Source organism: Bradyrhizobium sp. NBAIM18 (assembly GCF_020193825.1).
In the GTDB taxonomy this organism is placed as follows: domain Bacteria; phylum Pseudomonadota; class Alphaproteobacteria; order Rhizobiales; family Xanthobacteraceae; genus Bradyrhizobium; species Bradyrhizobium yuanmingense.
Genome location: NZ_JADYVO010000001.1, coordinates 452,055 through 473,545 on the forward strand (window position 1 = coordinate 452,055; position 21,491 = coordinate 473,545).

The following is a 21,491-nucleotide window of genomic DNA, read 5'->3' on the forward strand; positions in this document are numbered from 1 at the left end:
AAGCGAAGTAATCCAGACCACCTCCGCGGAGACAGCCTGGATTGCTTCGTCGCTTCGCTCCTCGCAAATGACGGCTCACGCGTAACTGCGCATCGCCTCGGCGTGGCCGCTCGCCTCGACCTCGGTGCGCGGGCGCAGCCGCGTCAGCGCCAGCATCATGCCTATGCCATAGGCGAGCGAGACCATCGAGGAGCCGCCATAGGAGATGAAGGGCAGCGTCATGCCCTTGGCGGGGATGAGCTGCAGGTTCACCGACATGTTGATCGCCGCCTGCACACCGAACAGGATCGCGAGCCCGGAGGCAGCAAAGCGCGAGAACATGTCCTCGTTGGCATAGGCGCGCGACAGCGTGCGCATGACGACGAAGGCGAACAGCGCCAGCATCGCAAGGCACAGGATGATGCCGAACTCTTCGCCCGCGACCGCGAAGACGAAGTCGGTGTGGCTGTCCGGCAGGCTGCGCTTGGCGATGCCCTCGCCCGGTCCGAGCCCGAACCAGCCGCCGTTGTAGAAAGCCTCCATGGCGGTATCGACCTGGAAGGTGTCGCCGGAGGCCGGGTTCATGAAGCGCTTGATACGCCCCGCGACGTGCGGAACGAACAGATAGGCGCTGAACAGGCCGGCCGCGCCGAGACCTGCGAGGCCGAACACCCAGATCATCCGCATGCCCGCGATGAAGAACAGCGAGCCCCACACCATCAGGACCAGCATGGTCTGGCCGAAATCCGGCTCCATCACCAATAGCGCGACCAGCATCAGCAGCAGCACCACCGCCATCGAGGTCGCCGGCATCTCCGGGCGCCTAGTCGATTCCGCGAACAGCCAGGCCGCGATCACGACGAAGGACGGCTTTGCGATCTCGGAGGCCTGGATGTTGACGCCGAGCAGCGTGATCCAGCGGCGCGAGCCCTTCACCTCCGGGCCGAAGGCGAGCGTGAGCACGATCAGGACGATGCTCGCCGCGAAGATGATCAGCGCCGAGCGGCGGATCGCGCGCGGCGACAGGAAGGACACCCCGAGCAGCACGATGCAGGACGGCACCAGGAACAGCACGTGGCGGCTGAAGAAATGGAAAGCATCGAGCCCGATGCGGGTCGCAACCGGCGGGCTCGCCGCCAGCGACAGGATCACCCCGGTCAGCATCAGCCCCAGGATGGCGCCCATCAGCGGCTTGTCGACGGTCCACCACCACTCGGAAAAGGGGGTGCGTTCTTCACGGGAGAGCATGGGCGGCCGCTTTCGGACAGAGGTCCGTTCATTGGTCGCCGAGGTTGGTTACCGGGAGGTTAAAGGGACGGGTAACTTTTGAGCGAAGCGCTGGTGCCGGGCTACGAACCGGGAGCCCTGACGAATCGATAGGGTATGCCGCCAAGCGCCAGAGTGAGAACGCCATCCTCGGCGAATGAGAACTGGGTTCGTTCAACTTGTGGAGCTGAGGGCTGGTCGGTGACAATCGTCGAGCCCTCCACCCGATATCGAAGATTGATGATTTGTCGCTTGTCGTGCTCACGAATTGTGTAGCGCAGCCCACCGCTCTCATCGAACTCGACATTTCCCAGGCGGGCTAGCGCCAGTTCATCGGTCTCGTCTACAAGCCAGGCGCCTACCAGAGTCATTATGTCATTCAATGGTTGGTGTCGGTGTCCTCACACCACCGGCTGCACACCCGGCAGCGCTTGCACCAGCTCGCGGAACTTGGTGCCGCGGATCTCGAAGTTGCGGTACTGGTCGAAGGAGGCGCAGGCGGGCGACAGCAGCACGACGGCATCGGTGAGACCAGAGGCTTCCGCATCGCGAGCCGCGTGTTCGACCGCAACGTCCAGCGTCTGGCTGATCTCGTGCCCGACCTGTGTGCCCAGCGTGCCCGAAAACTCCTGCGCAGCCTCGCCGATCAGATAGGCCTTGCGGATGCGCGGGAAGAAGCCGGTCAGGCCAGTGATGCCGCCCGCCTTCGGCTTGCCGCCGGCGATCCAGAAGATCTCCGAAAACGACGACAGCGCATGCGCGGTGGCGTCCGCGTTGGTGCCCTTGGAATCGTTGACGAACAGCACGTTGCCGCGGCGCCCGACCTGCTCCATGCGATGCGCCAGGCCCGGAAAGCTGCGCAGGCCGTTCTGCAGCACGTCCTGGCTGATGCCCATGGCGAGCGCGACGGCGGCCGCGCAGGCCGCGTTCTGCGCGTTGTGCTGGCCGCGCAGCGAGCCGATGCCGCCGAGCGCGGCGATCTCGCTGCGGGCGCCGCCCGCGGCGCGCACGATGGTGCCGTGCTCGACGTAAATGCCCGACGCGAGCGGGTTCTTGACCGAGATGCGCACCACGTTCTTGCCAGCGCGGTCGAGCCGGTCGGCGATGTCGCGGCAAAAGCCGTCATCGACACCGACAATCGAGGTGCCGCCGCCTTGCACGCCGGCCACGAGGCGCTCCTTCACCGCGGCGTAATGCTCGATCGTGCCGTGGCGATCGATATGGTCCTCACTGACGTTGAGCAGGATGCCGACGGAAGGATCGAGCGAGGGCGTAAGGTCGATCTGGTAGGACGACATCTCGATGACGTGGACGCGGCCCATGCGAGGCGGCTCCAGCGACAGGATCGCGGTGCCGATATTGCCGCCCATCTGGGTGTCGTAGCCGGCGACCTTGGTCAGATGCGCGATCAGCGCCGTCGTGGTCGACTTGCCGTTGGTGCCGGTGATGGCGACGAACGGCGCGTCCGGCGCATGGCGGCGCCGCTCGCGGCAGAACAGCTCGATGTCGCCGATCACCTCCACCCCTGCCTCGCGCGCCTTCAAGACGCTCCAGTGCGGCACCGGATGGGTGAGCGGCACGCCGGGCGCGAGCACGAGGGCTGCGAAATTCGCCCAGGAAACGTTGCGCAAGTCCGCGGTGATGAAGCCGGCCTGCGTCGCCTTGGCGACGTTCTCGGCATTGTCGTCGGCCGCGATCACTTCGGCCCCGCCGGCCTTCAACGCATGGCAGGAGGCGAGCCCCGAGCCGCCGAGGCCGAACACCGCGACCGTCTTGCCGGCGAACGAGGTGACGGGGATCATCGATCGGTCACCGCAGCTTCAGCGTCGAGAGGCCGGCAAGCGCCAGCATCACCGAGATGATCCAGAATCGGATTACGATCTGCGGCTCGGTCCAGCCCTTCTGCTCGAAGTGATGGTGGATCGGCGCCATCGCGAACACGCGCTTGCCCGTGAGCTTGAAGGACACGACCTGCACGATGACCGAAACCGCCTCGAGCACGAACAATCCGCCGATCACCGCGAGCACGATCTCGTGCTTCACCGCGACCGCGATCGCGCCGAGCATGCCGCCGAGCGCGAGCGAGCCGGTGTCGCCCATGAAGATCGAGGCCGGCGGCGCGTTGAACCAGAGGAAGCCGAGGCCGGCGCCGAGCAACGCGCCGCAGAGCACCGCGAGCTCGCCGGTGCCTGCGACATATTTGATCTGGAGGTAGTCGGCGAACACCAAGTTGCCGGTGAGATAGGCGATCATCGCGAAGCTCGCGGTGGCGATCATCACCGGCACGATGGCGAGGCCGTCGAGGCCGTCGGTGAGGTTCACCGCATTGCCAGCGCCGACGATGACGAAGGCGCCGAAGACGACGAAGAACCAGCCAAAATGCAGCACGGTATCCTTCAGGAAGGGAATCGTCAGCGCGGTGGAGGCGGGATCGCGGTTGAGCCGCACCAGCGCATAGCAGGCGACCAGCGCGATCACGGCTTCGATCAAGAGGCGCAGCTTGCCGCCGAACCCGGTCGTGGTCTGCTTGGTCACCTTGAGGTAATCGTCATAGAAGCCGACGAAGCCGAAGCCGAGCGTCACCGCCAGCACGATCCAGACATAGGGGTTGAGCGGATTGGCCCACAGCACGGTGCCGACCGTGAGCCCGGACAGGATCATCAGCCCGCCCATGGTGGGCGTGCCCTTCTTGGAAAGATGCGATTGCGGACCGTCGGTGCGGATCGGCTGGCCCTTGCCCTGACGGATGCGCAAGTGATCGATGATCCAGGGGCCGAACAGGAACACGAACAGCGCGCCGGTCACGATGGCGCCGCCGGTGCGGAAGGTGATGTAGCGGAAGACGTTCAGGAAGGTGCGAAAGGCACCGAAGCCCGGAAATGTGTTGGAAAGCTCGATCAGCCAGTAAAACATTCAGACGGTCCTATGGCGCCTTTGCACGTCCAGGTGCTTCACGCGCATTCGCTGGTCTTCGTCATGGGCCGCGCGTTTCGGAAAACGGACGGCTTCCGCCGCAAAGGGTGGGATTCGGGAACGGCGTCTTCCAAGCAGTTTACGCCTTTGCCTGCAAGGCGGCCACCAGCCCCGGCACAAACTTGTTGACCCAGAACATCTTCTTGCTGCCCTTGACAACCACGACGTCGCCTGCCTTCAGCAGATTTGCGACCTCGTCCGGCTTCAGCGTGGCGGGATCGTCGTGCCAGCCAAGACCCTTGCCCGAGGGCAATGCGTCGAACAGGTGGCGCATCAGCGGCCCGACGCAATAGACGCCGTCGATGCCGTCGAGGTGGCTGGCAAGGCCGGTGTGATAGCTCGTTGCGTCCGCGCCGAGCTCGAGCATGTCGCCGAGAATCGCGATGCGGCGGCCGCCGCTCATGTTGCGCGCCTGCAGGCTTTGCAGCGCCGCGGCCACGCTGGCCGGATTGCCATTGAAGCTGTCGTCGATCACGGTGACGTCGCCGACCGCCTGCTCGACGCCGCGGCCGGTCATGATGCCGACGCGGTCGAGCTTGACCGCGAGCGTCGCGACGTCGAGATGCGCGGCATGAACCGAGGCGAGCGCGGCCAGCGCATTGTGCAGCCGGTGCGGCGCGCCAGGGGTGAGGCTGAAGGCGATCTCCTTCCTGCCGATCGCGGCCACGACCTGCCAGCTCTCGCCGTGCGGCGCGTGCGCGACCTCGTGCACCTCGGCATGCTCGCCGCCGAAGCGCACGACCTTGCCCTTCCACTCGGAAGCCTTGATTCCGGCGGGCAGCACCAGCACGCCGTTCTCGGGCAGTCCGAGCGCGATCGATACCTTCTCGCGCCGGATGGCTTCGAGCGAGCCGAGCTTTTCCAGATGCACCGGCTGGACGTTGACGACGAGCGCGACGGTTGGCTGCGTGAGCTCGCTGAGACGGGCGATCTCGCCCTTCTGGTTCATGCCCATCTCGACGACCCAGAGGCTGGCGTCCCGCCTGGCATTGCACAGCGTCAGCGGGACGCCCCAGAAATTGTTGAAGCTGGAGGGGCTCGCATAGGCGTTCGGATAGGCGGCGATGAATTCCTTGGTGCTGGTCTTGCCGGCGCTGCCGGTGAGCCCGATCACCGGGCCGTTGAAGCGCGCGCGTGCGGCGCGCGCGAGGCCCCAGAGGCCGTCGATCAGCGTGTCCTCGACCACGATCTGGGGGATGCGGATGCCCGCGATCTCGTGCGGCACGATCATCGCCACTGCGCCTGCGGCTTCCGCCTTGTCGGCGAACTCCCAGCCGTCGCGCGCGCTGGCGAAAGCCGAGATGAAGCCGCCGCTCGGCGTGCCGCTCAGCGCAACGAACAGGCTGCCCGGCTTCACCAGCCGACTGTCCTGGGTGACGAGATCGATTGCCGTCTCCGGGAACGATCCGGCGACGCCCAGCGCGCGCGCGACCTCGGCAACCGTCCATATTGGCCCGCTCATGCAACCCTCGACGCTAGTGCGGCGGCGACCGCCTCGTGATCACTGAAAGGCAGCACCTCGCCGCCGACGATCTGCCCGGTCTCGTGGCCCTTGCCGGCGATTAGCAGCGCATCGCCCTCCTGCAAGTCCTCGATCGCGGCGCGGATCGCCTCGGCGCGGTCGCCGATCTCGCGGGCGCCCTTGGCGGCGGCGAGGATCGCGGCGCGGATCGCTTCCGGCTTCTCGCTGCGCGGATTGTCGTCGGTGACGATGACGGCGTCGGCGTTCGCCGCCGCGATCTCGCCCATGATCGGACGCTTGCCGGCATCGCGGTCGCCGCCGGCGCCGAACACGACGACCAGCTTGCGCTTCGCATAAGGCCGCAGCGCCTGCAGCGCCTTCGCGAGCGCATCGGGCTTGTGCGCATAATCGACGAAGATCGGTGCGCCGTTGCGCTCGCCGACGCGCTCGAGCCGGCCCTTGGCGCCTTCGAGATGTTCGAGGCTCGCAAACACGTTTTCAGCATCGCTGCCCGTGCCGATGGCGAGGCCGGCCGACACCAGCGCATTCTCGATCTGGAATTCGCCGACCAGCGGCAGCCGGATCGCGTAAGCCCTGCCGCGATGTTCGACCGTGAGCATTTGCGAGAAGCCTTCGACCACGGCCTCGGCGAGGCGAATGCCTTCGCCTGCGCCATCGCCGTTGCGGCCCACCGCCATGACGCGCAGGCCGCGCGATGTCGCCGCATCGATCGCCTCCGCCGAGCAATCATGATCGGCCGAAATCACCGCCGCGCCATCAGGCGGCACCAGCTCGCGGAACAGGCGGAGCTTGGCCGCGAGATAATGCGCAACGGTCGGATGGTAATCCATGTGGTCGCGCGAGAGATTGGTGAAGCCGCCGGCCGAGACGCGCACGCCGTCGAGGCGATATTGGTCGAGCCCGTGCGAAGACGCCTCGAAGGCGAGATGCGTGACGCCCTCGCGCGCGATCTCGTCTAACTGCCGGTGCAGCGCGACCGGATCCGGCGTGGTCAGCGAGCCATAGACGGTGCGCTTTTGCGACACCAGACCGATGGTGCCGATGCTGGCGGAGGCGTGCCCGAGCCGCTCCCAGATCTGGCGCGTGAACGCGGCGACCGAGGTCTTGCCGCTGGTTCCGGTCACCGCGGCAATCGTCGCGGGCTGTGCCGGGAAAAATCTGGCCGCGGCAAGTGCCAACGCGCGGCGTGGATTGGCGACAGCGATGAACGGCACCTTGCAGGCGTCCGGTGCATGGTCGCCGACGACAGCCACCGCGCCCGCCGCAATCGCGGCATCGACGAAGCGGGCGCCGTCGGTCTTGCTGCCTGCGAGCGCGAAGAAGAGATCGCCCGGCTTGACCACGCGGCTGTCGAGCGCAAGGCCGCTCACCTCGAGCGCCGCAGCGGCGGGCTCGATCGCGGCATCATTGCCCTTGACATCCTGACCCAAGAGGTCGCGCAGCTTCATGGTGTTCCAGTCGACATGCCGTGCCGGAAAGCCGAATCCTCCGGGGAAAATCCCGACTCAGCAGCGGCGATGGCCCACCCGGTTGATTACTGGGTTGTCCTGGATGCTGCAAGAATAAGGCGCTCCGCAGGCGGCAGCTCGAACCGCGGCTCGACCCCCAGAAGCGGCGCGATCCGCTCGATCACCTTGCCGCCGGTCGGCACCGCGTTCCAGCCCGAGGTGATGAAACCATGCGTTTCCGGCAGTGCCTGCGGCTCGTCCAGCATGATCAGGACGTGATATTTGGGATCATCGCAGGGCAGGATGGCGGTGAAGGAGTTGAGCACGCGCTTCTTGGCGTAGCGGCCGTTGACGACCTTCTCGGACGTGCCGGTCTTGCCGCCGACGTAGTAGCCCTTGACGTCCGCCTTTCTCGCCGAGCCGACCTCGGCATTGAGCCGCATCAGGAACCGCATCTTGTCGCTGGTCTCCGGCTTGATGACGCGCTTGGCCATCGCCTGGGCTTCGGATTCGCTGCGCTTCAGGAATGTCGGCGGAATCAGATAGCCGCCGTTCACCAGCGCGTTGATGCCCATCACCGCCTGCAACGGCGCCACCGACAGGCCCTGGCCGAACGCGGCGGTGACCGTGTTCAGCTCGCTCCAGCGCCGCGGCAGCAGCGGCGCCGCACTCTCCGGCAATTCGGTGCGCAGCCGCGTCGTCTGGCCCAGCTTGGCGAGGAACGCCTTGTGCGCCTCGACACCCTGGTTGAGCGCAATCCGCGCCGCGCCGATGTTGGAGGAATAGGTGAACACTTCCTTGGTGTTGATGAAGCGCCCGACCGGATGGCTGTCGTGGATCGTGAACTTGCCGTAATGCAGGTTTCCGCGCGCGTCCCACATCGAGTTCAGATTGATCTTGCCGGAATCGAGCCCCATCGCCAGCGTAAACGCCTTGAAGGTCGAGCCCATCTCGTAGACGCCGGTGGTGAGGCGGTTGATGCGGTCGGGGTCGTGCGCTTCCTTCGGATTGTTGGGATCGAAGTCCGGCAGCGAGACCATCGCCACGATCTCGCCGGTCTTGACGTTTGAGACGATCCCTGACGCGGCCTTGGCGCGGAACTTGTCCTTGGCCTTCAACAGCTCGTCGCGCAGCGCGTGCTCGACGCGCAGATCGACCGCGAGCTCGATCGGCTTCTGCAACCGGTCGGTGGCAAAGCCGGCGCGGTGGAGGTCGGCGAGTCCTTGATTGTCGAGCCACTTCTCGAGGCCGGCGATGCCCTGGTTGTCGATATTGACGAGACCGATGAGGTGGGCGACCTCGTTGCCCGTCGGATAGACGCGCTTGTTCTCGCGCAGGAATCCGATACCGGGAATGCCGAGCTTGTGGACGGCCTGCTGCTGCGCCGGCGTGACCTCGCGCTTGAGCCAGACGAAGCCCTTGCGTGTCCTCAGGCGCTCGCGCACCTCGGCCTCGTCGAGGTCGGGAATGGTCGCGGTGAGGAGCTCGATCGCCTCGTCCTTGTCGATGATGCGGCGCGGCTCGCCGAACAGGCTCGCCGCCTTGACGTCGGTCGCAAGGATGGCGCCGTTGCGATCGACGATGTCGGGCCGCGCGGTCGCAACCACCTCTTGCGCTGCGGCGCGGCGCGCGCTGTGGGCGTCGGCGCCGATCGCGAACATCACAAGCCGCCCGCCGATCAGGGCGTAGACCGAAGCGAAGGCGAGCATGGCGAGGCCGACACGCGCGCGCGCCTTCGCGGCGCGATCGACGTTGCGCCCGTAGAGCAGGCTTCGGATCAGCCGCCGCCGCCAAGGTTCACCTGACCGCTCGGTCGACTTTTCGGTAAGTTTTGCAGGCGTTGCCGGACTCATTGCTTGTCCTCGGGCTGAGGCACGGAGCCCGTCACCGTGTCGGGATCGCTCGCGGCTTCGATGGTCTTGAGCATGGCCCCGATCGGATCGGGCTCGCCCGGCCTGAACATCCGCGGCGGACGCTCCGGCAGGCTCTTCAGCGAATCATATTGCGTGCCGTTGACCGGCTTGAGGTGCAGATGCCGGTCGGACAGGCCTTGCAGGCGGTGGGGCGCGTCGAGCTTGGCCCATTCGGCCCGCAGCCCCGCGATCGCATCGCGCTGCTCGCGGATCTCCGCACGCAGCCGCAGCACCTTCTCGGTGCGCGCCGTGGAGTCCATCTTGATCCGGTAGACATGAGCTGCTGCGAAGATCAGCGCCCCGATGACGAGGAGGTGGATGATGCGCATGCGCTAGCCGCCCCTCATCACGTCGGCGAGCTTCGGCCAGGACGATGCCTCATCAGTCTCATGCGCCGGCGCCGAGCTGCGCTCGGCCGCGCGCAGCTTTGCCGAGCGCGCGCGCGGATTGTGCGCAACTTCGTCCTCGCCGGCGACGACCGGCCGCCGCGTCAGCAGCTGGAAGCTCGGCGGGACTTGCGCGACTTCCGGCAGATGCCGCGAGCCGCCGCCGGTCTTGGAGCGCTCGGAGAAGAAATTCTTGACGATGCGGTCTTCCAGCGAATGGAACGAGACGACGACGAGGCGGCCGCCGGGCTTGAGCACACGCTCGGCCGCAGCGAGCGCGGTCTGGAGCTCCTCGAGCTCTTCGTTGACGAAGATGCGCAGCGCCTGGAACGTCCGTGTCGCCGGGTGAATGTCGCCGGGCTTCGATCGCACCACCCTGCCGACGAGATCGGCGAGCGCGCGCGTGGTCGTGAACGGAGTTTCCTGCCGATCCGCCACGATGGCGCGGGCGATGCGGCGCGAATGCCGCTCCTCGCCGAAGAGATAGATGATGTCGGCGAGATCGCCTTCCGAGGCGCGCGCGACGATTTCGGCCGCGGTCGGACCTGTCTGTCCCATCCGCATGTCGAGCGGACCGTCGAGACGGAAGGAGAAGCCGCGGCCGGCCTGGTCGAGCTGCATCGAGGACACCCCGACATCCATTACGACGCCGTCGACGCCATCGACGCCTTGCGCCGCGCAGACTTCCGCGAGGTTGGAGAAGCGGTCCTCGACCAGCGTCAGCCGGCCCGCGGCGCGTTCGACCAGTTCGGCGCCGCCGGCAATCGCGGTGCGGTCGCGATCGATGGCAATCAGTCGGGTTCCCGGCACGTCCAGGATCGCGCGGCTATAGCCGCCGGCGCCGAACGTGGCATCGACGTAGACGCCGCCCTCGCGCGGGGCGAGATGTGCGATGGCCTCACGGCCAAGAACGGGGATGTGCGGAACCGAACTCATGCGCGACGCCTGCCGGCCGCCGGCCGAAATACCCGAGTGGAATCGAGGCCGAACAAGCCCATAACGCCTCGAATCATTGCGCGTCGCGGCGGTTCCACGACAAAGCCCCCGTCCAGCATGGTTACCAAGCCCGATCGTCCCGGGCCACAAACCCAGTGTTCCCAGCGGAATTTGTCGGGCAGCCATGGGATTTCGAGCCAAAATACGCTTTGGCCGCCTCCGGACGCGGGTCGGCTCTTCATCCCTCAGTAACGGCCCTTAGCGTTAAGAAAGCGTTGCTCGGTTCGAGACAAGTGGAAAAGGTGACGAGGGGAGTGATGCGTCATCCACACACATTGCCAAAATGAATCCGTTAACCGCGTCGCGCGATTGCGCGCGATGGAGGGTAAAGGAATAGTAAAGAGAAGGGCTTGCCCCACTCTCCGTCCGTTTGAGCTGCTCATGCCCTCGGGTTCGTCCACGGCTGGATCTGATTCGAAGCGTCAACGCGTTCTCCCGGTTCCCAAGACCGTGGCGGGCCTGCGCACCTTCGAGCCCGATTCCTCGATCGTCTCCGACATCATCCCCTCCCCGAACCATGGCGAGCGCAACAAGGGACGGCAGCCGGACATGATCGTGCTGCACTACACCGGCATGCCCGACGTCGAGGGCGCGCTGGCGCGCCTGTGCACCGCCGGCACCGAAGTGTCGGCGCATTATGTCGTGCTGGAGGACGGCCGCATCGTGCAATGCGTGCCTGAGGCCAAGCGTGCCTGGCACGCCGGCGTCTCCTCTTGGGCCGGCGAGGACGACGTCAACTCCTGCTCGATCGGAATCGAGATCATCAATCGCGGCCATGACTGGGGCTATCCGGAGTATCCGCTGCGCCAGATTGCCGCCGTGATCGCGCTGTGCCGCGGCATCATGCTCCGCCGCAAGGTGCCGGCGCACCGGGTGCTCGGCCATTCCGACGTCGCGCCCGCCCGCAAGAAGGATCCCGGCGAGAAATTTCCGTGGCATTCGCTGGCCAATTCCGGCGTCGGCCACTGGGTGACGCCCGCGCCGATCGTCCGCGGCGAGACTCTCATGCTCGGCACCATCAGCGACGCGGTGCTGAGCATGCAGCAGGCGCTGGCAAGATACGGCTATGGCGTGCCCCTGAACGGCAAGTACGACGCTGCGACGATGGAAGTCGTCACCGCCTTCCAGCGCCATTTCCGCCCGGCGCGGCTGGACGGCGTCGCCGATCACTCGACGCTGTCGACCTTACAGGCGCTGCTGGCGAGCCTGCCGGCGGAAGGAACGCCGGTGGCGTCGACATAGCAGACGTCTTCCGAGAATGTGACCTCTTGCTCCGTCATGCCCGGGCTTGTCCCGGCCATGACGGAAACTCAATCCATCTCCCTCATCCTTCGCGCATAGAGCCTTCGCAACGGCTCGAGCTGCGTCGCCACCGTCGCCGCACGATAGGCCTCGCGCGCCTCCTCCGTCCTGCCGAGCCGCCGCAACAGATCCGCGCGCACGGCGGGCAACAGCTCATAGCCGCGAAGCCCGCCGCGCGCGGCGATCGCATCGACGAGATCGAGCGCTCGTGCCGGCCCATCGACCATCGACAGCGCCGCGGCGTGATTGAGCTCGATCACCGGCGACGGATTGATGCGCAGCAGCACCTCGTACAGTCCTGCAATCTGCGGCCAGTCGGTCGCCTCGAAGCTCGGCGCACGCGCATGCAGCGCCGCGATCGCGGCCTGCACCGCATAGGGTTGTGGCCGGCCCGGCACGCGCAGCGCGTGCTCCACCAGCCGCAGCCCCTCGTCGATCTGCGCGCGGTGCCACAGCGAGCGGTCCTGCTCTTCGAGCAGGACGATGTCGCCGGCCGGCGTCTGTCGCCCGGCGCGGCGCGCGTCGTGCAGCAGCATCAGGGCCAGCAGGCCCTTGATGCCGGCGCGGTTGGGCATCAGCCGGTTCAGCAGGCGGCCAAGCCGGATGGCTTCGCTCGCCAGATCAGGCCGCATCAAGTCCGCGCCCTCGGTTGCGACATAGCCTTCGGTGAAGACGAGATAGATCACGGCGAGCACGCCATCGAGCCGGGGCGCCAGCATCTCGCGTTCCGGTACCTCATAGGGGATTCCGGCAAGCCTGATCTTCTGCTTGGCGCGGACGAGCCGCTGCGCCATCGCCTCCTCGCCGACGAGGAAGGCGCGCGCCACCTGCATTGTCGACAGTCCGCAGACGGTGCGCAGCGTCAGCGCGACCTGCACCTCGGGCGCGAACGCGGGATGGCAGCAGGTGAAGATCAGCCGCAGCATGTCGTCGTCGAGCGTTGCTGTCGGCTCGTCCGGCCCCAGCGCGTTGAGCTCGAGCTCGTGCACCAGCGCCTGCTGCTTGCCGCGGAAGACAGCCTGACGGCGGATGCGATCGATCGCCTTGTGCTTGGCGACGTTGACGAGCCAGGCGCGCGGATTGTCGGGGACCTCACACGCCCAGCGTTCCAGCGCGACCGCGAACGCATCCTGCAGCGCGTCCTCGGCGAGATCGAAATCGCCGGCGAGACGGATCAGCGTGGCTAGCGCCCGCCCCGCCTCGTCGCGGAAGATTTTGTCGATCTCGCCAGGGGTCATGTCACGCGATCACCCCCTCTCGTCATTCCGGGGCGCGGCAAAGCCGCGAGCCCGGAATCCATAACCACGATTCGGGGATATGGATTCCGGGCCTGCGCCTTGCGGCGCATCCCGGAATGACGAAGGTGAGAGAGCCGTCACTTGTCATAGACCCAGATCGGCCGCACCTCGATCGAGCCGATGCGTGCGCTCGGAATCCGCGCCGCGATCTCGATGGCGGCGTTGAGATCCTTGGCTTCGATCAGGTAATAGCCGCCGAGCTGCTCGCGCGTTTCCGCGAACGGACCATCGGTCGTCAGCGTCTTTCCGTCGCGCACGCGCACCGTTGTCGCGGTCGTGGTCGGCTGCAAGCGGTCGCCGGCCTTGAAATTGCCGTTCTGGATGATGTCTTGCGTGAAGGATTGATAGTCGGCCAGGATCTTCTGGCTGGTCGCCGCGTCGATCTTCGCGTACTCGACCTCGTTCTGATAGATCATCAGCAGATATTGCATTGCTTCACTCCTGTGTTCGGCTGTGTTGCCGACAACCAGTCGAACGGGCGGCGCGCCAAACGACATCTTCAGGATAAAATATTTCGGGCGGGCCGTTGCGCGGCGATATCGGCTTGACGAAACCATCACAAATGCCCCATGCGTTATCAGTCAGTCGGCCGGACGGCCGCTCCGGCAGGTGCCGAAAGGCCGCCGGGGAGGAAAGTCCGGGCTCCCTTGACATGCGGTGCCGGATAACGTCCGGCGGGGGTGACCCCAGGGAAAGTGCCACAGAGAACGAACCGCCCGCCTTCGCCCTCCGGGGCTTCGGCGCGGCAAGGGTGAAAAGGTGCGGTAAGAGCGCACCGCGGGTCCGGCAACGGAGCCGGCATGGCAAACCCCACCGGGAGCAAAACCGAATAGGGACGGCTTAAGCGGGCTGTTCGCGAAAGCGATAACGCCGCGGGGCGATGTCAGGCTCGCCGTCCGGGTAGGTTGCTCGAGGCCGTGTGCAAACATGGTCCCAGAGGAATGGCCGTCACGTATCGTTCGCGCAAGCGGACGGTGCCCTACAGAACCCGGCTTACAGGCCGGCTGATGTGCGACGAGGGGTTCGGTGCCAACGCATCGGACCCCTCACCATTTTGGCCGATCACCTCGCCAGCCAACCGCCGTCATTCCGGGGCTCGCGAAGCGAGAGCCCGGAATCCATCAGGCGGCCGGCGCGGAGGAGAAATGGATTCCGGGCTCGTGCTGCGCACGCCCCGGAATGACGGCTGCGACCTATGCGACGATCTCGTCCAACACCGCCATCAACGCCTCGGGCGCCGTCACATTCGGCGCGTGGCTGGCGTCGAGCTCGACATAGCGCCAGCCCTTCTCGCTCTTCGTGCGCCTGGCAAACTGCCCGAACACATCGCCGGGCGGAAGGCGCGTGCAATAGATATAGCTGCGCGGCATCGCCGGCTCGCCATGTTCGAGCCTCAGGCGCGTCTCGAAGCACTTGATCGGCATCGGGACGCGGCGCGCATTGAGCCAGTCGAGATCGGCCGGCGAGGTGTCCGGCGGCGGCGGGTTCGGCGGGATGCGATAGCCGTCGCCCGAGCTGACTGCCTTGCGCATCGGCTCGCGCCCGCCCTCGTTGAGGTCGAACAGCGACTGGCCGTCACGCGGCACGAAGGCGTCGAGATAGATCAGTTCCGTTACGCGCTCGCGCGCACGGTCGGCGACGCCGGTCGCAACCATGCCGCCATAGCTGTGCCCGAGCAGCACGATGTCGCTGAGATCCTCGAACGCGATGACGTTGAGGATGTCCTGGATATGGGTGTCGAGATCGACCGAAGGATTGGCCAGATGCGCGCGCTCTCCGAGGCCCGTATAGGTCGGCGCCACCAGGCGGTGGCCGGCCTGCACCATCAGCGGGTGCATCTTCTTCCAGGCCCATCCGCCGGACCATGCGCCGTGACAGAGCAGGAAGGTCTTCGCACGCGGGGCCATCGGCGTTTCCATCGTTCTTGCTTGATACGATGGAGTGTAGCGGCATGCCGCGCGATGTAAACGCCGCCTCAGGCGGCGCGCGTGTCCTTCACCAGCACCGGCGCAAGCTCGCCGGCCTCGCGCCGCAGCTTGCCCGCCTCGAAACCATGCATGCCGAGCTGCCATTGCAGGCCGACGATGGCGCCCTTGGTCGGTTGCAGCAGCGCGAGTGAGGCGAACAGCGTCACCGGCAGCCACACCGCGAGCTGCAGCCACTCCGGCGGCGCGTAGGCGGTCTCGACCGCGAGGATTGCCGGCACCACGAGATGGCCGACCACCACCATCACGAGATAGGCGGGAAAATCGTCGGCGCGCTGGTGGAACAGCTCCTCGCCGCAATGGTCGCAAGCCTGCGTCACTTTCAGGAAGCGGCCGAACATGTGCCCTTCTCCGCAATTCGGGCATTTGCCGCTGAAGCCGCGCCACATCGCCTTGGCCAGAGAGACCGTCGCCAGAGAGACAGACATGACCACACCTCTTCCTTTGCGATGATCCATACAATAATATCTTGCATCCATACATTCAAAGGTTATAGGCCTAAATTGCATGGAATGGATCCCTACAATCTCGGAGCTTTCGGGCCCGCGCTACCAGCGCATCGTCGAGGCCATGGAGGCCGATATTGCCGCCGGCAGGCTGGTGCGCGGTCAGCAGCTGCCGACGCAGCGCGCGCTGGCAAGGGCCCTCGGCATCGACCTCACCACGGTGACGCGCGCCTACACCGAGGCGCGGCGCCGCGGCATCATGGAAGCCAGGGTCGGACAGGGCTCGTTCGTCTCGGAGACCAGCGCGCGGCGCGCGGTTGACCTGCCGCACCCGGTCGCGATCGACCTGTCGATGAACGTGCCGCCGCACCCGCTGGAGGCGCAGCTCGACGAGCGCATCATCGCCGGGCTCGAAGCCCTCCGCGCGCAATCGGGCCTGACGGCGTATCTCAACTACCAGCCGCCCGGCGGCAGCGCGCATGAGCGTGAGGTCGCGGCGCGCTGGATGCGCACCCGCGTTCCGCATGCACAGGCCGACCGGCTGGTGATCTTTCCCGGCGCTCAGACGATCCTCTTCAACCTGCTCGCCCATCTTGCGCGGCCCGGCGACACCGTGCTGACCGAAGCGCTCACCTTCCCCGGCATCAAGGCCGCCGCGGCACTGCTCGGTGTCAAGCTCGTCGGTGTCCCCATGGATGAGGACGGCATCCTGCCGGATGCGCTGGCAAAGGCGTGCCGCGTGCATACGCCGAAAGCCGTCTATCTCATTCCGACGCTGCACAATCCGACCACGGCGACGCTTTCCGCCGAGCGGCGCGGCACTATTGCGAAGATCATCCGCGATGCCGGCACCATCCTGATCGAGGACGATGCCTACGGGCTGCTCGACCGCTCGGCCTCGCCGATCGCGAACCTCATTCCGGAGCGGACCTATCTTGCAACGACGCTGTCAAAATGCATCGCGCCGGCGCTGCGTGTTGCCTATCTGGTGACGCCCGACAGCGGCGCCCAGCGGGACATGCGCACCTCCTTGCAGGCGACCGTGCAAATGCCGGCGCCCTTGATGGTCGCGCTGGTGACGCATTGGATCGAAAACGGCATCGCCGATCGCATCATCAGCGCCATCCGCAACGAAGCGGTCGGGCGCCAGCAGCTCGCGCAACGCGCGCTGAAAGGCTTTCAGTTCCTCGCCAGGCCCGCGGCGCATCATCTCTGGCTGCGGCTGCCGGAAGGACGCCCCGACGTCGCGGCACATCTGCTGCGGAACGGGCTTGCGGTCGTCGCCGGCGATGCCTTCACCGTCGACGGGGCACCGCCGCATGCGGCACGCGTCTCGCTCGGCGCGGCCCGAAACAGATCGGAATTGACGGAAGCGCTGCGTATCCTGGTCGGCGCGCTGCACAAGCCTGCCGATACGAGGCAGATCGTCTAAAGCATGATCCGGAAAAGTGCGAAGCGGCTTTCCGGAAAGATCATGCGCAAACAATAACCTAAAGCGCGATGACGATTCATCCAAATTTCATCGCGCTTTGGTCTTTGACGATGGCGGCGCTGGAACGCTGCAGATCACGCTTGCATGCGGCATGGATTGACCTCGATGGCGGCAAGCATGTTTATGCGAGCCGTGCGATCAACCGTTCGGGGTCGCCGCTTGCGACAAGGACAATCCGTTGGAAACGCTCACCTACGTCCTGCTGCTGCTCGGCGCGCTCGCCGGCGGCTTCGTCTCGGGACTGGCCGGCTTCGGCACGGCGCTGATGGCACTCGGCATCTGGCTCTACGTGCTGCCGCCCTCGCTCGCGGTGCCCCTGGTGCTGATCTGCTCGGTCATCGCGCAGACCTCGACGCTGCCCTCGATGTGGAAGAATTTCGATCTCTCGCTGGTCTGGCCGTTCTTGATCGGTGGACTGATTGGCGTGCCGCTCGGGACCATGATGGTCGCCTCCGCGGACCCGGAGGTGTTCAGGCTGAGCGTCGGCGTGCTGATCCTGATCTTTTCGAGCGCGCTGTATCTGAACAAGAGGCCGCTCGCGATCAAGATCGGCGGCCGGATCGCAGACGGTGCGATCGGCTTTGCCGGCGGCATTCTGGGCGGACTTGCCGGATTGTCCGGCCCGCTGCCGATCCTGTGGGCCAACATCCGCGGCTGGAACAAGCACGAGCGGCGCGGCATCTTCCAACTCTTTAACTTCACGGTGCTCGCCACCGCGCTGGTGTTGCAGACGGCATCAGGTCTCGTCGCCCTCAAGGTGGTCTGGCTCGCGGCCGTCGCGTTTCCGGGCACGCTGATCGGCGCATGGGCGGGCGCGCGCGTCTACCATGCGCTGAACGACAAGCATTTCGGCGATGTCGTGCTCGGCCTCTTGTTTCTGTCGGGCCTGACGCTCGTCTGGAACAGCCTTGGCGCGCATTAAAGCGCCGCGAACTCGCCAGAGGTCACTTTCGCTACGCGGGAGCACGGGCGGAAGGCGCGACCGGCTTGGCTTCCACCGTCTCCGCGGCCTGGTCCCGCGGCGCGAAGCGCTTGCCGAACTCGCGGCGCAGCAGCCACAGGCTCAAGCCGGCCTGCAGCGTCGTCGCCGCGATCGAAAGATACCAGACGTGCTCGATGCGGAAGCCGGGCCGCGTCGACAGCCAGAGCACCGGCACCGAATAGGTGAACACGCGCGTCACCGAACTCAGCAGCACAGGCCTGGTGTTGCCGAGGCCCTGGAACATGCTGGAGCAGGTGAAGATGAGGCCCTGCGCCACCATATTCAGCGAGATGATCCGCAGGAACAGGAAGGCGACCTCCATCGTCTCCCGGTCGTTGGAGAATCCGGCCAGCAGCAGCTCCGGCTTCAGCTGCGCGAGGATCATGAAGCCGACCGCCACGACCGTGGCGATCAGCGCCGATTTGACGAAAGTCTCTCGCACCCGCGCGGCGTTGCCGGCACCGAAATTCTGGCCGGCGATCGGCCCGGCCGCCAGTGCAACCGCGAGCGCCGGCATCTGGATGAGGGCGAGCACGCGCTGGCCGATACCGAATCCGGCCTGTGCCGCCGCGCCGAAGTCGCGCAGCACGTAGTAGACTACCGCCATGAAGATGAACATCATTGCGAACTCGCCGCCGGCTGGCAGACCGACATTGAGGATGCGCTTGAAGTGGCGTGGTTGCGGACGCCACTGCACCGGATTGAATGCAACGTAGCGCTCGACCTTGCGAAAATACGCCAGTAGCATCAGGACGCCGGCGCCCACCGCGATCGTGCTCGCCAGTCCGGCGCCGGCGACACCGAGCGGATAACCGGTGCCCCAGCCGGAGATCAGGACCGGCGCCAGTGCAATGTTGATGATGACAGCAAGGATCCGCACCAACATAGCGGGGCGCACGATGCCGGTCGCGCTTAGCGCGGAGGCAATGACTTGCATGACAAATTCCAGCGCGAGCGCCGGCACGAACCACAACAGATAAGTGGTCCCCGCCTCGATCGTGGCCTGGTCAGCGGCAATCGAACGCATGTAAGGACGCGACAGCACCGCTCCCGTGACCAAGGTCAGCAGGCCGAACAGCACCGACAGCGCGACCGCCTGATTGAAGATCAGATTGGCGTCCCGCCGGTCCTTGCGTCCCACCGCATGCGCAATCAGCGCCACCGTCCCAACGCCGAGCACCTGTATCAGGCCGTTGACGAGAAAGCCGGCATTGCCCGCCGCGGCCACGCCTGCCACTGCGGCATCGCCCAGCCCCGACACACAGTAGAGATCGACCAGCTGGCAGATCATGATCGAGATCATGCCGGCCATGATCGGCGGCGCCATGCTCAGGATGTGGCTAGCGATGGAGCCGCGCGTCAGGTCTTTCATCTCATTCCATCCCTCGACGCCGTGACGGCCGGACTTCGCCCCGCCGCCGCGCGCCTCACTCCGCTGCTGCGATCTGTCCGAGCTCCACCACCTGACGCTCGAACAGGCCGCGATAGATGCCCCCTTGCTTGGCTGCGAGCACCGTATGCGTGCCCTGCTCGACGATCTCGCCGCGGTCGAACACCAGGATGCGATCGAGGCTCCTCACCGTCGACAGCCGGTGCGCGATCACGATCGAGGTGCGCCCCTTCATCAGCCGCTCCATCGCCTCCTGGATCAGCGCCTCCGATTCCGAATCGAGGCTCGAGGTCGCCTCGTCCAGGATCAGCACCGGCGCATCCGCCAGGAAGGCGCGCGCCAGCGCGACGCGCTGCCGCTCGCCGCCCGACAGCTTGACGCCGCGCTCGCCGACCAGCGTGCCGTAGCCCTTCGGCAGGCGCAGGATGAAGTCATGCGCGTTGGCGAGGCGGGCCGCCTGCTCGATCGCTTCAAGGCTGGCACCGGGCCGGCCATAGGCGATGTTCTCGGCGAGCGTGCGGTGAAACAGGATCGGCTCCTGCTGCACGATCGCGATCTGGCTGCGCAGCGATTGCTGCGTGGCGAGCGCGATATCCTGCCCGTCGATCAGCACGCGGCCGCCGGTGACGTCGTAGAGCCGCTGCACCAGCTTGACGAAGGTGGTCTTGCCGGAGCCGGAGCGGCCGACCAGGCCGACCCGCTCGCCGGCGCGGATCCTGACCGACAAGCCGTCGTACAGCGGCACGCGATGGCCGCCATAGTGGAACGTGACGTCGTCGAACACGATCTCGCCGCCCTCGATCGCGATCGGCCGCGCGTCGGCCGCATCGGCAATGCCGATCGGCTCGTCATGGATCGCCACCAGCTCGTCCATGTCGTTGACCGAGCGCTGGAGGTTGTTGATGTGCATGCCGACGTCGCGCAAATAGGCGTGGATGATGTAGTAGCTGGTCAGCACATAAGTGACGTCGCCGGGCGAGGCGTGACCTGACATCCACAGCAGCATCGATCCGCCGATCACGGACGCGCGCAGGCACAGCAGCAGCGAGAGCTGCGACATCGCCGTGTAATTATAGCGGTACCAGGTCCGCCGCACGCGCACGCGCCAGCGGTTGATGACACCGGCGAGCCGCGTGTCCTCGCGCGACTCCGCGCCGAAGGATTTCACCACGGCATTGCAGGTCAGCGCATCCGCCAGCGTGCCGCCGACCTTGGTGTCCCAGGCATTGGAGACGCGGGCCGCCGGCGCGATGTAGCGGGTCGAGAGCACCACCGTGATCGTGACGTAGAAGATCGCCCCGATCGCGATCACCACGCCGAGCGAGGCCCAGTGCATCCCTATCAGGATCATCGAGCCCACCAGCACCAGCAGCGAGGGCGCCAGCGCCATCAGGATGGTGTCGTTGAGCAGGTCGAGCGCCCACATACCGCGAGTGATCTTCCGCACCGTGGAGCCGGCAAAGGAGTTCGCATGCCAGTCGGTCGAGAAGCGCTGCACGCGGGTGAAAGCCTCTTGTGCGACGTCCGACATGGTTTTGAGCGTGAACGGCACGATCGCCTGCAACCCTGCGAGCCGCAGCACCACCGAGGCCGCGCCCAGCGCCACGATGGCGCCGAACGCGACCAGCGCGGCATGGCGCGCATCGGGATCGGACGGTCCGCGGGTCAACGCATCGACCAGATGTCCGGAGAAGACCGGCATGAACAGGTCGGCGACGGTTGCGCCCAACAGGCCGCCGGCCACGACGAGGCCGCGCACCGGCTGCTTCAGCCAGTGCCGGAAGACGAAGGGCAGCACCACGCGAATGGCGGCGGGCTTCTTGGACAGAGCGGTCATGGCATCATCCGGCCGCTTCGCGCGGGCCGGCTCCATCGGTGGACGCAGGCCGGCCGCGAGGGCCGAGACGGCGTCACGTAAGACTGATTTTGACTTGGGAAACGAAGCGATCGGGACGCTTGGCCAAAACCTTGGCCCAATCGAAGCTGGCGGAAGAGGCCTCTAACAGGCCGCGTACATACCGAGCCAGAACGTGATCGAGGTCATCATCGAGCGCGGGCGTACGATCTGCGATTGCGACGAAATCATGCAAATCTCTCCCCGGTTCGAATGAATGAGGTGCGCTTTATAGATGTGTCGCCAGCCGATTGCAAC

The 21,491-nt window shown here is 66.1% G+C and carries 18 protein-coding genes and 1 other RNA gene; 4 read left to right on the forward strand and 15 right to left on the reverse strand.

The window, feature by feature from the left end; translation table 11 throughout:
- Positions 1-75: 75 nt before the first annotated feature.
- From ftsW to rsmH, 9 genes are all read right to left on the reverse strand, one after another.
- Complete coding sequence (gene ftsW, locus I6F17_RS02155) at positions 76-1,227, reverse strand: putative lipid II flippase FtsW (protein ID WP_036003534.1); 1,152 nt, start codon at positions 1,225-1,227, stop codon at positions 76-78.
- 101 nt (positions 1,228-1,328) lie between these two features.
- Positions 1,329-1,616 (reverse strand): hypothetical protein, encoded by a 288-nt coding sequence (locus I6F17_RS02160; RefSeq protein ID WP_225130505.1) that lies wholly within the window; start codon positions 1,614-1,616, stop codon positions 1,329-1,331.
- A 30-nt stretch (positions 1,617-1,646) separates the two neighbouring features.
- On the reverse strand, positions 1,647-3,047 hold the full coding sequence (gene murD, locus I6F17_RS02165; RefSeq protein WP_225130506.1) for a UDP-N-acetylmuramoyl-L-alanine--D-glutamate ligase: 1,401 nt from the start codon (positions 3,045-3,047) through the stop codon (positions 1,647-1,649).
- A 7-nt stretch (positions 3,048-3,054) separates the two neighbouring features.
- Positions 3,055-4,158: a phospho-N-acetylmuramoyl-pentapeptide-transferase gene (gene mraY, locus I6F17_RS02170; RefSeq protein WP_036003524.1), complete on the reverse strand. Its 1,104-nt coding sequence runs from the start codon at positions 4,156-4,158 to the stop codon at positions 3,055-3,057.
- 139 nt (positions 4,159-4,297) lie between these two features.
- Positions 4,298-5,680, reverse strand: coding sequence for a UDP-N-acetylmuramoyl-tripeptide--D-alanyl-D-alanine ligase (murF, locus tag I6F17_RS02175; protein WP_225130508.1), 1,383 nt, complete (start codon positions 5,678-5,680; stop codon positions 4,298-4,300).
- A complete protein-coding gene (locus tag I6F17_RS02180) occupies positions 5,677-7,149 on the reverse strand; it encodes a UDP-N-acetylmuramoyl-L-alanyl-D-glutamate--2,6-diaminopimelate ligase (protein WP_225130510.1) in 1,473 nt (490 codons plus the stop codon). The genes murF and I6F17_RS02180 overlap by 4 nt, the downstream gene beginning before the upstream one ends.
- An 86-nt stretch (positions 7,150-7,235) precedes the next feature.
- Complete coding sequence (locus I6F17_RS02185; protein WP_036003486.1) at positions 7,236-9,002, reverse strand: penicillin-binding protein 2; 1,767 nt, start codon at positions 9,000-9,002, stop codon at positions 7,236-7,238.
- On the reverse strand, positions 8,999-9,391 hold the full coding sequence (locus tag I6F17_RS02190; protein WP_036038338.1) for a hypothetical protein: 393 nt from the start codon (positions 9,389-9,391) through the stop codon (positions 8,999-9,001). Before I6F17_RS02190 ends, I6F17_RS02185 begins: the two co-directional genes overlap by 4 nt.
- Before the next feature lie 3 nt (positions 9,392-9,394).
- Positions 9,395-10,384, reverse strand: coding sequence for a 16S rRNA (cytosine(1402)-N(4))-methyltransferase RsmH (gene rsmH / locus I6F17_RS02195; RefSeq protein ID WP_225130512.1), 990 nt, complete (start codon positions 10,382-10,384; stop codon positions 9,395-9,397).
- 441 nt (positions 10,385-10,825) lie between these two features.
- Here rsmH and I6F17_RS02200 point away from each other — a divergent pair, with 441 nt between their 5' ends.
- Positions 10,826-11,686 (forward strand): N-acetylmuramoyl-L-alanine amidase, encoded by an 861-nt coding sequence (locus tag I6F17_RS02200; RefSeq protein WP_225112578.1) that lies wholly within the window; start codon positions 10,826-10,828, stop codon positions 11,684-11,686.
- Between the two features lie 68 nt (positions 11,687-11,754).
- On the opposite strand, the gene I6F17_RS02205 is transcribed toward I6F17_RS02200, so the two are convergent.
- Positions 11,755-12,984: an RNA polymerase sigma factor gene (locus I6F17_RS02205; protein WP_225130514.1), complete on the reverse strand. Its 1,230-nt coding sequence runs from the start codon at positions 12,982-12,984 to the stop codon at positions 11,755-11,757.
- 137 nt (positions 12,985-13,121) lie between these two features.
- On the reverse strand, positions 13,122-13,475 hold the full coding sequence (locus I6F17_RS02210; protein WP_225130516.1) for a YciI family protein: 354 nt from the start codon (positions 13,473-13,475) through the stop codon (positions 13,122-13,124).
- A gap of 150 nt (positions 13,476-13,625) precedes the next feature.
- On the opposite strand from I6F17_RS02210, the gene rnpB reads away from it, so the two are divergent.
- Positions 13,626-14,056: RNase P RNA component class A (rnpB, locus tag I6F17_RS02215), an RNA gene on the forward strand.
- A 181-nt stretch (positions 14,057-14,237) separates the two neighbouring features.
- Here the strand turns inward: rnpB and I6F17_RS02220 are convergent.
- Entirely contained in the window at positions 14,238-14,951 is a 714-nt protein-coding gene (locus tag I6F17_RS02220; RefSeq protein WP_225130518.1) for an alpha/beta hydrolase, read from the reverse strand.
- Between the two features lie 68 nt (positions 14,952-15,019).
- Positions 15,020-15,487, reverse strand: a complete 468-nt coding sequence (locus I6F17_RS02225) for a DUF983 domain-containing protein (RefSeq protein WP_193374953.1) — start codon at positions 15,485-15,487, stop codon at positions 15,020-15,022.
- Positions 15,488-15,536: 49 nt separating this feature from the next.
- On the opposite strand from I6F17_RS02225, the gene I6F17_RS02230 reads away from it, so the two are divergent.
- The gene (locus tag I6F17_RS02230; RefSeq protein WP_225130520.1) at positions 15,537-16,907 is read left to right on the forward strand and encodes a PLP-dependent aminotransferase family protein; all 1,371 of its coding nucleotides are present in this window, start codon (positions 15,537-15,539) and stop codon (positions 16,905-16,907) included.
- 238 nt (positions 16,908-17,145) lie between these two features.
- A complete protein-coding gene (locus tag I6F17_RS02235; RefSeq protein WP_036038352.1) occupies positions 17,146-17,889 on the forward strand; it encodes a sulfite exporter TauE/SafE family protein in 744 nt (247 codons plus the stop codon).
- 31 nt (positions 17,890-17,920) lie between these two features.
- Here I6F17_RS02235 and I6F17_RS02240 read toward each other — a convergent pair whose 3' ends face one another.
- Both I6F17_RS02240 and I6F17_RS02245 read right to left on the reverse strand, forming a co-directional pair.
- The gene (locus tag I6F17_RS02240) at positions 17,921-19,321 is read right to left on the reverse strand and encodes an MATE family efflux transporter (RefSeq protein WP_036038354.1); all 1,401 of its coding nucleotides are present in this window, start codon (positions 19,319-19,321) and stop codon (positions 17,921-17,923) included.
- Between the two features lie 55 nt (positions 19,322-19,376).
- Positions 19,377-21,176 (reverse strand): ABC transporter ATP-binding protein, encoded by a 1,800-nt coding sequence (locus tag I6F17_RS02245; RefSeq protein ID WP_036038362.1) that lies wholly within the window; start codon positions 21,174-21,176, stop codon positions 19,377-19,379.
- Positions 21,177-21,491 lie beyond the last annotated feature (315 nt).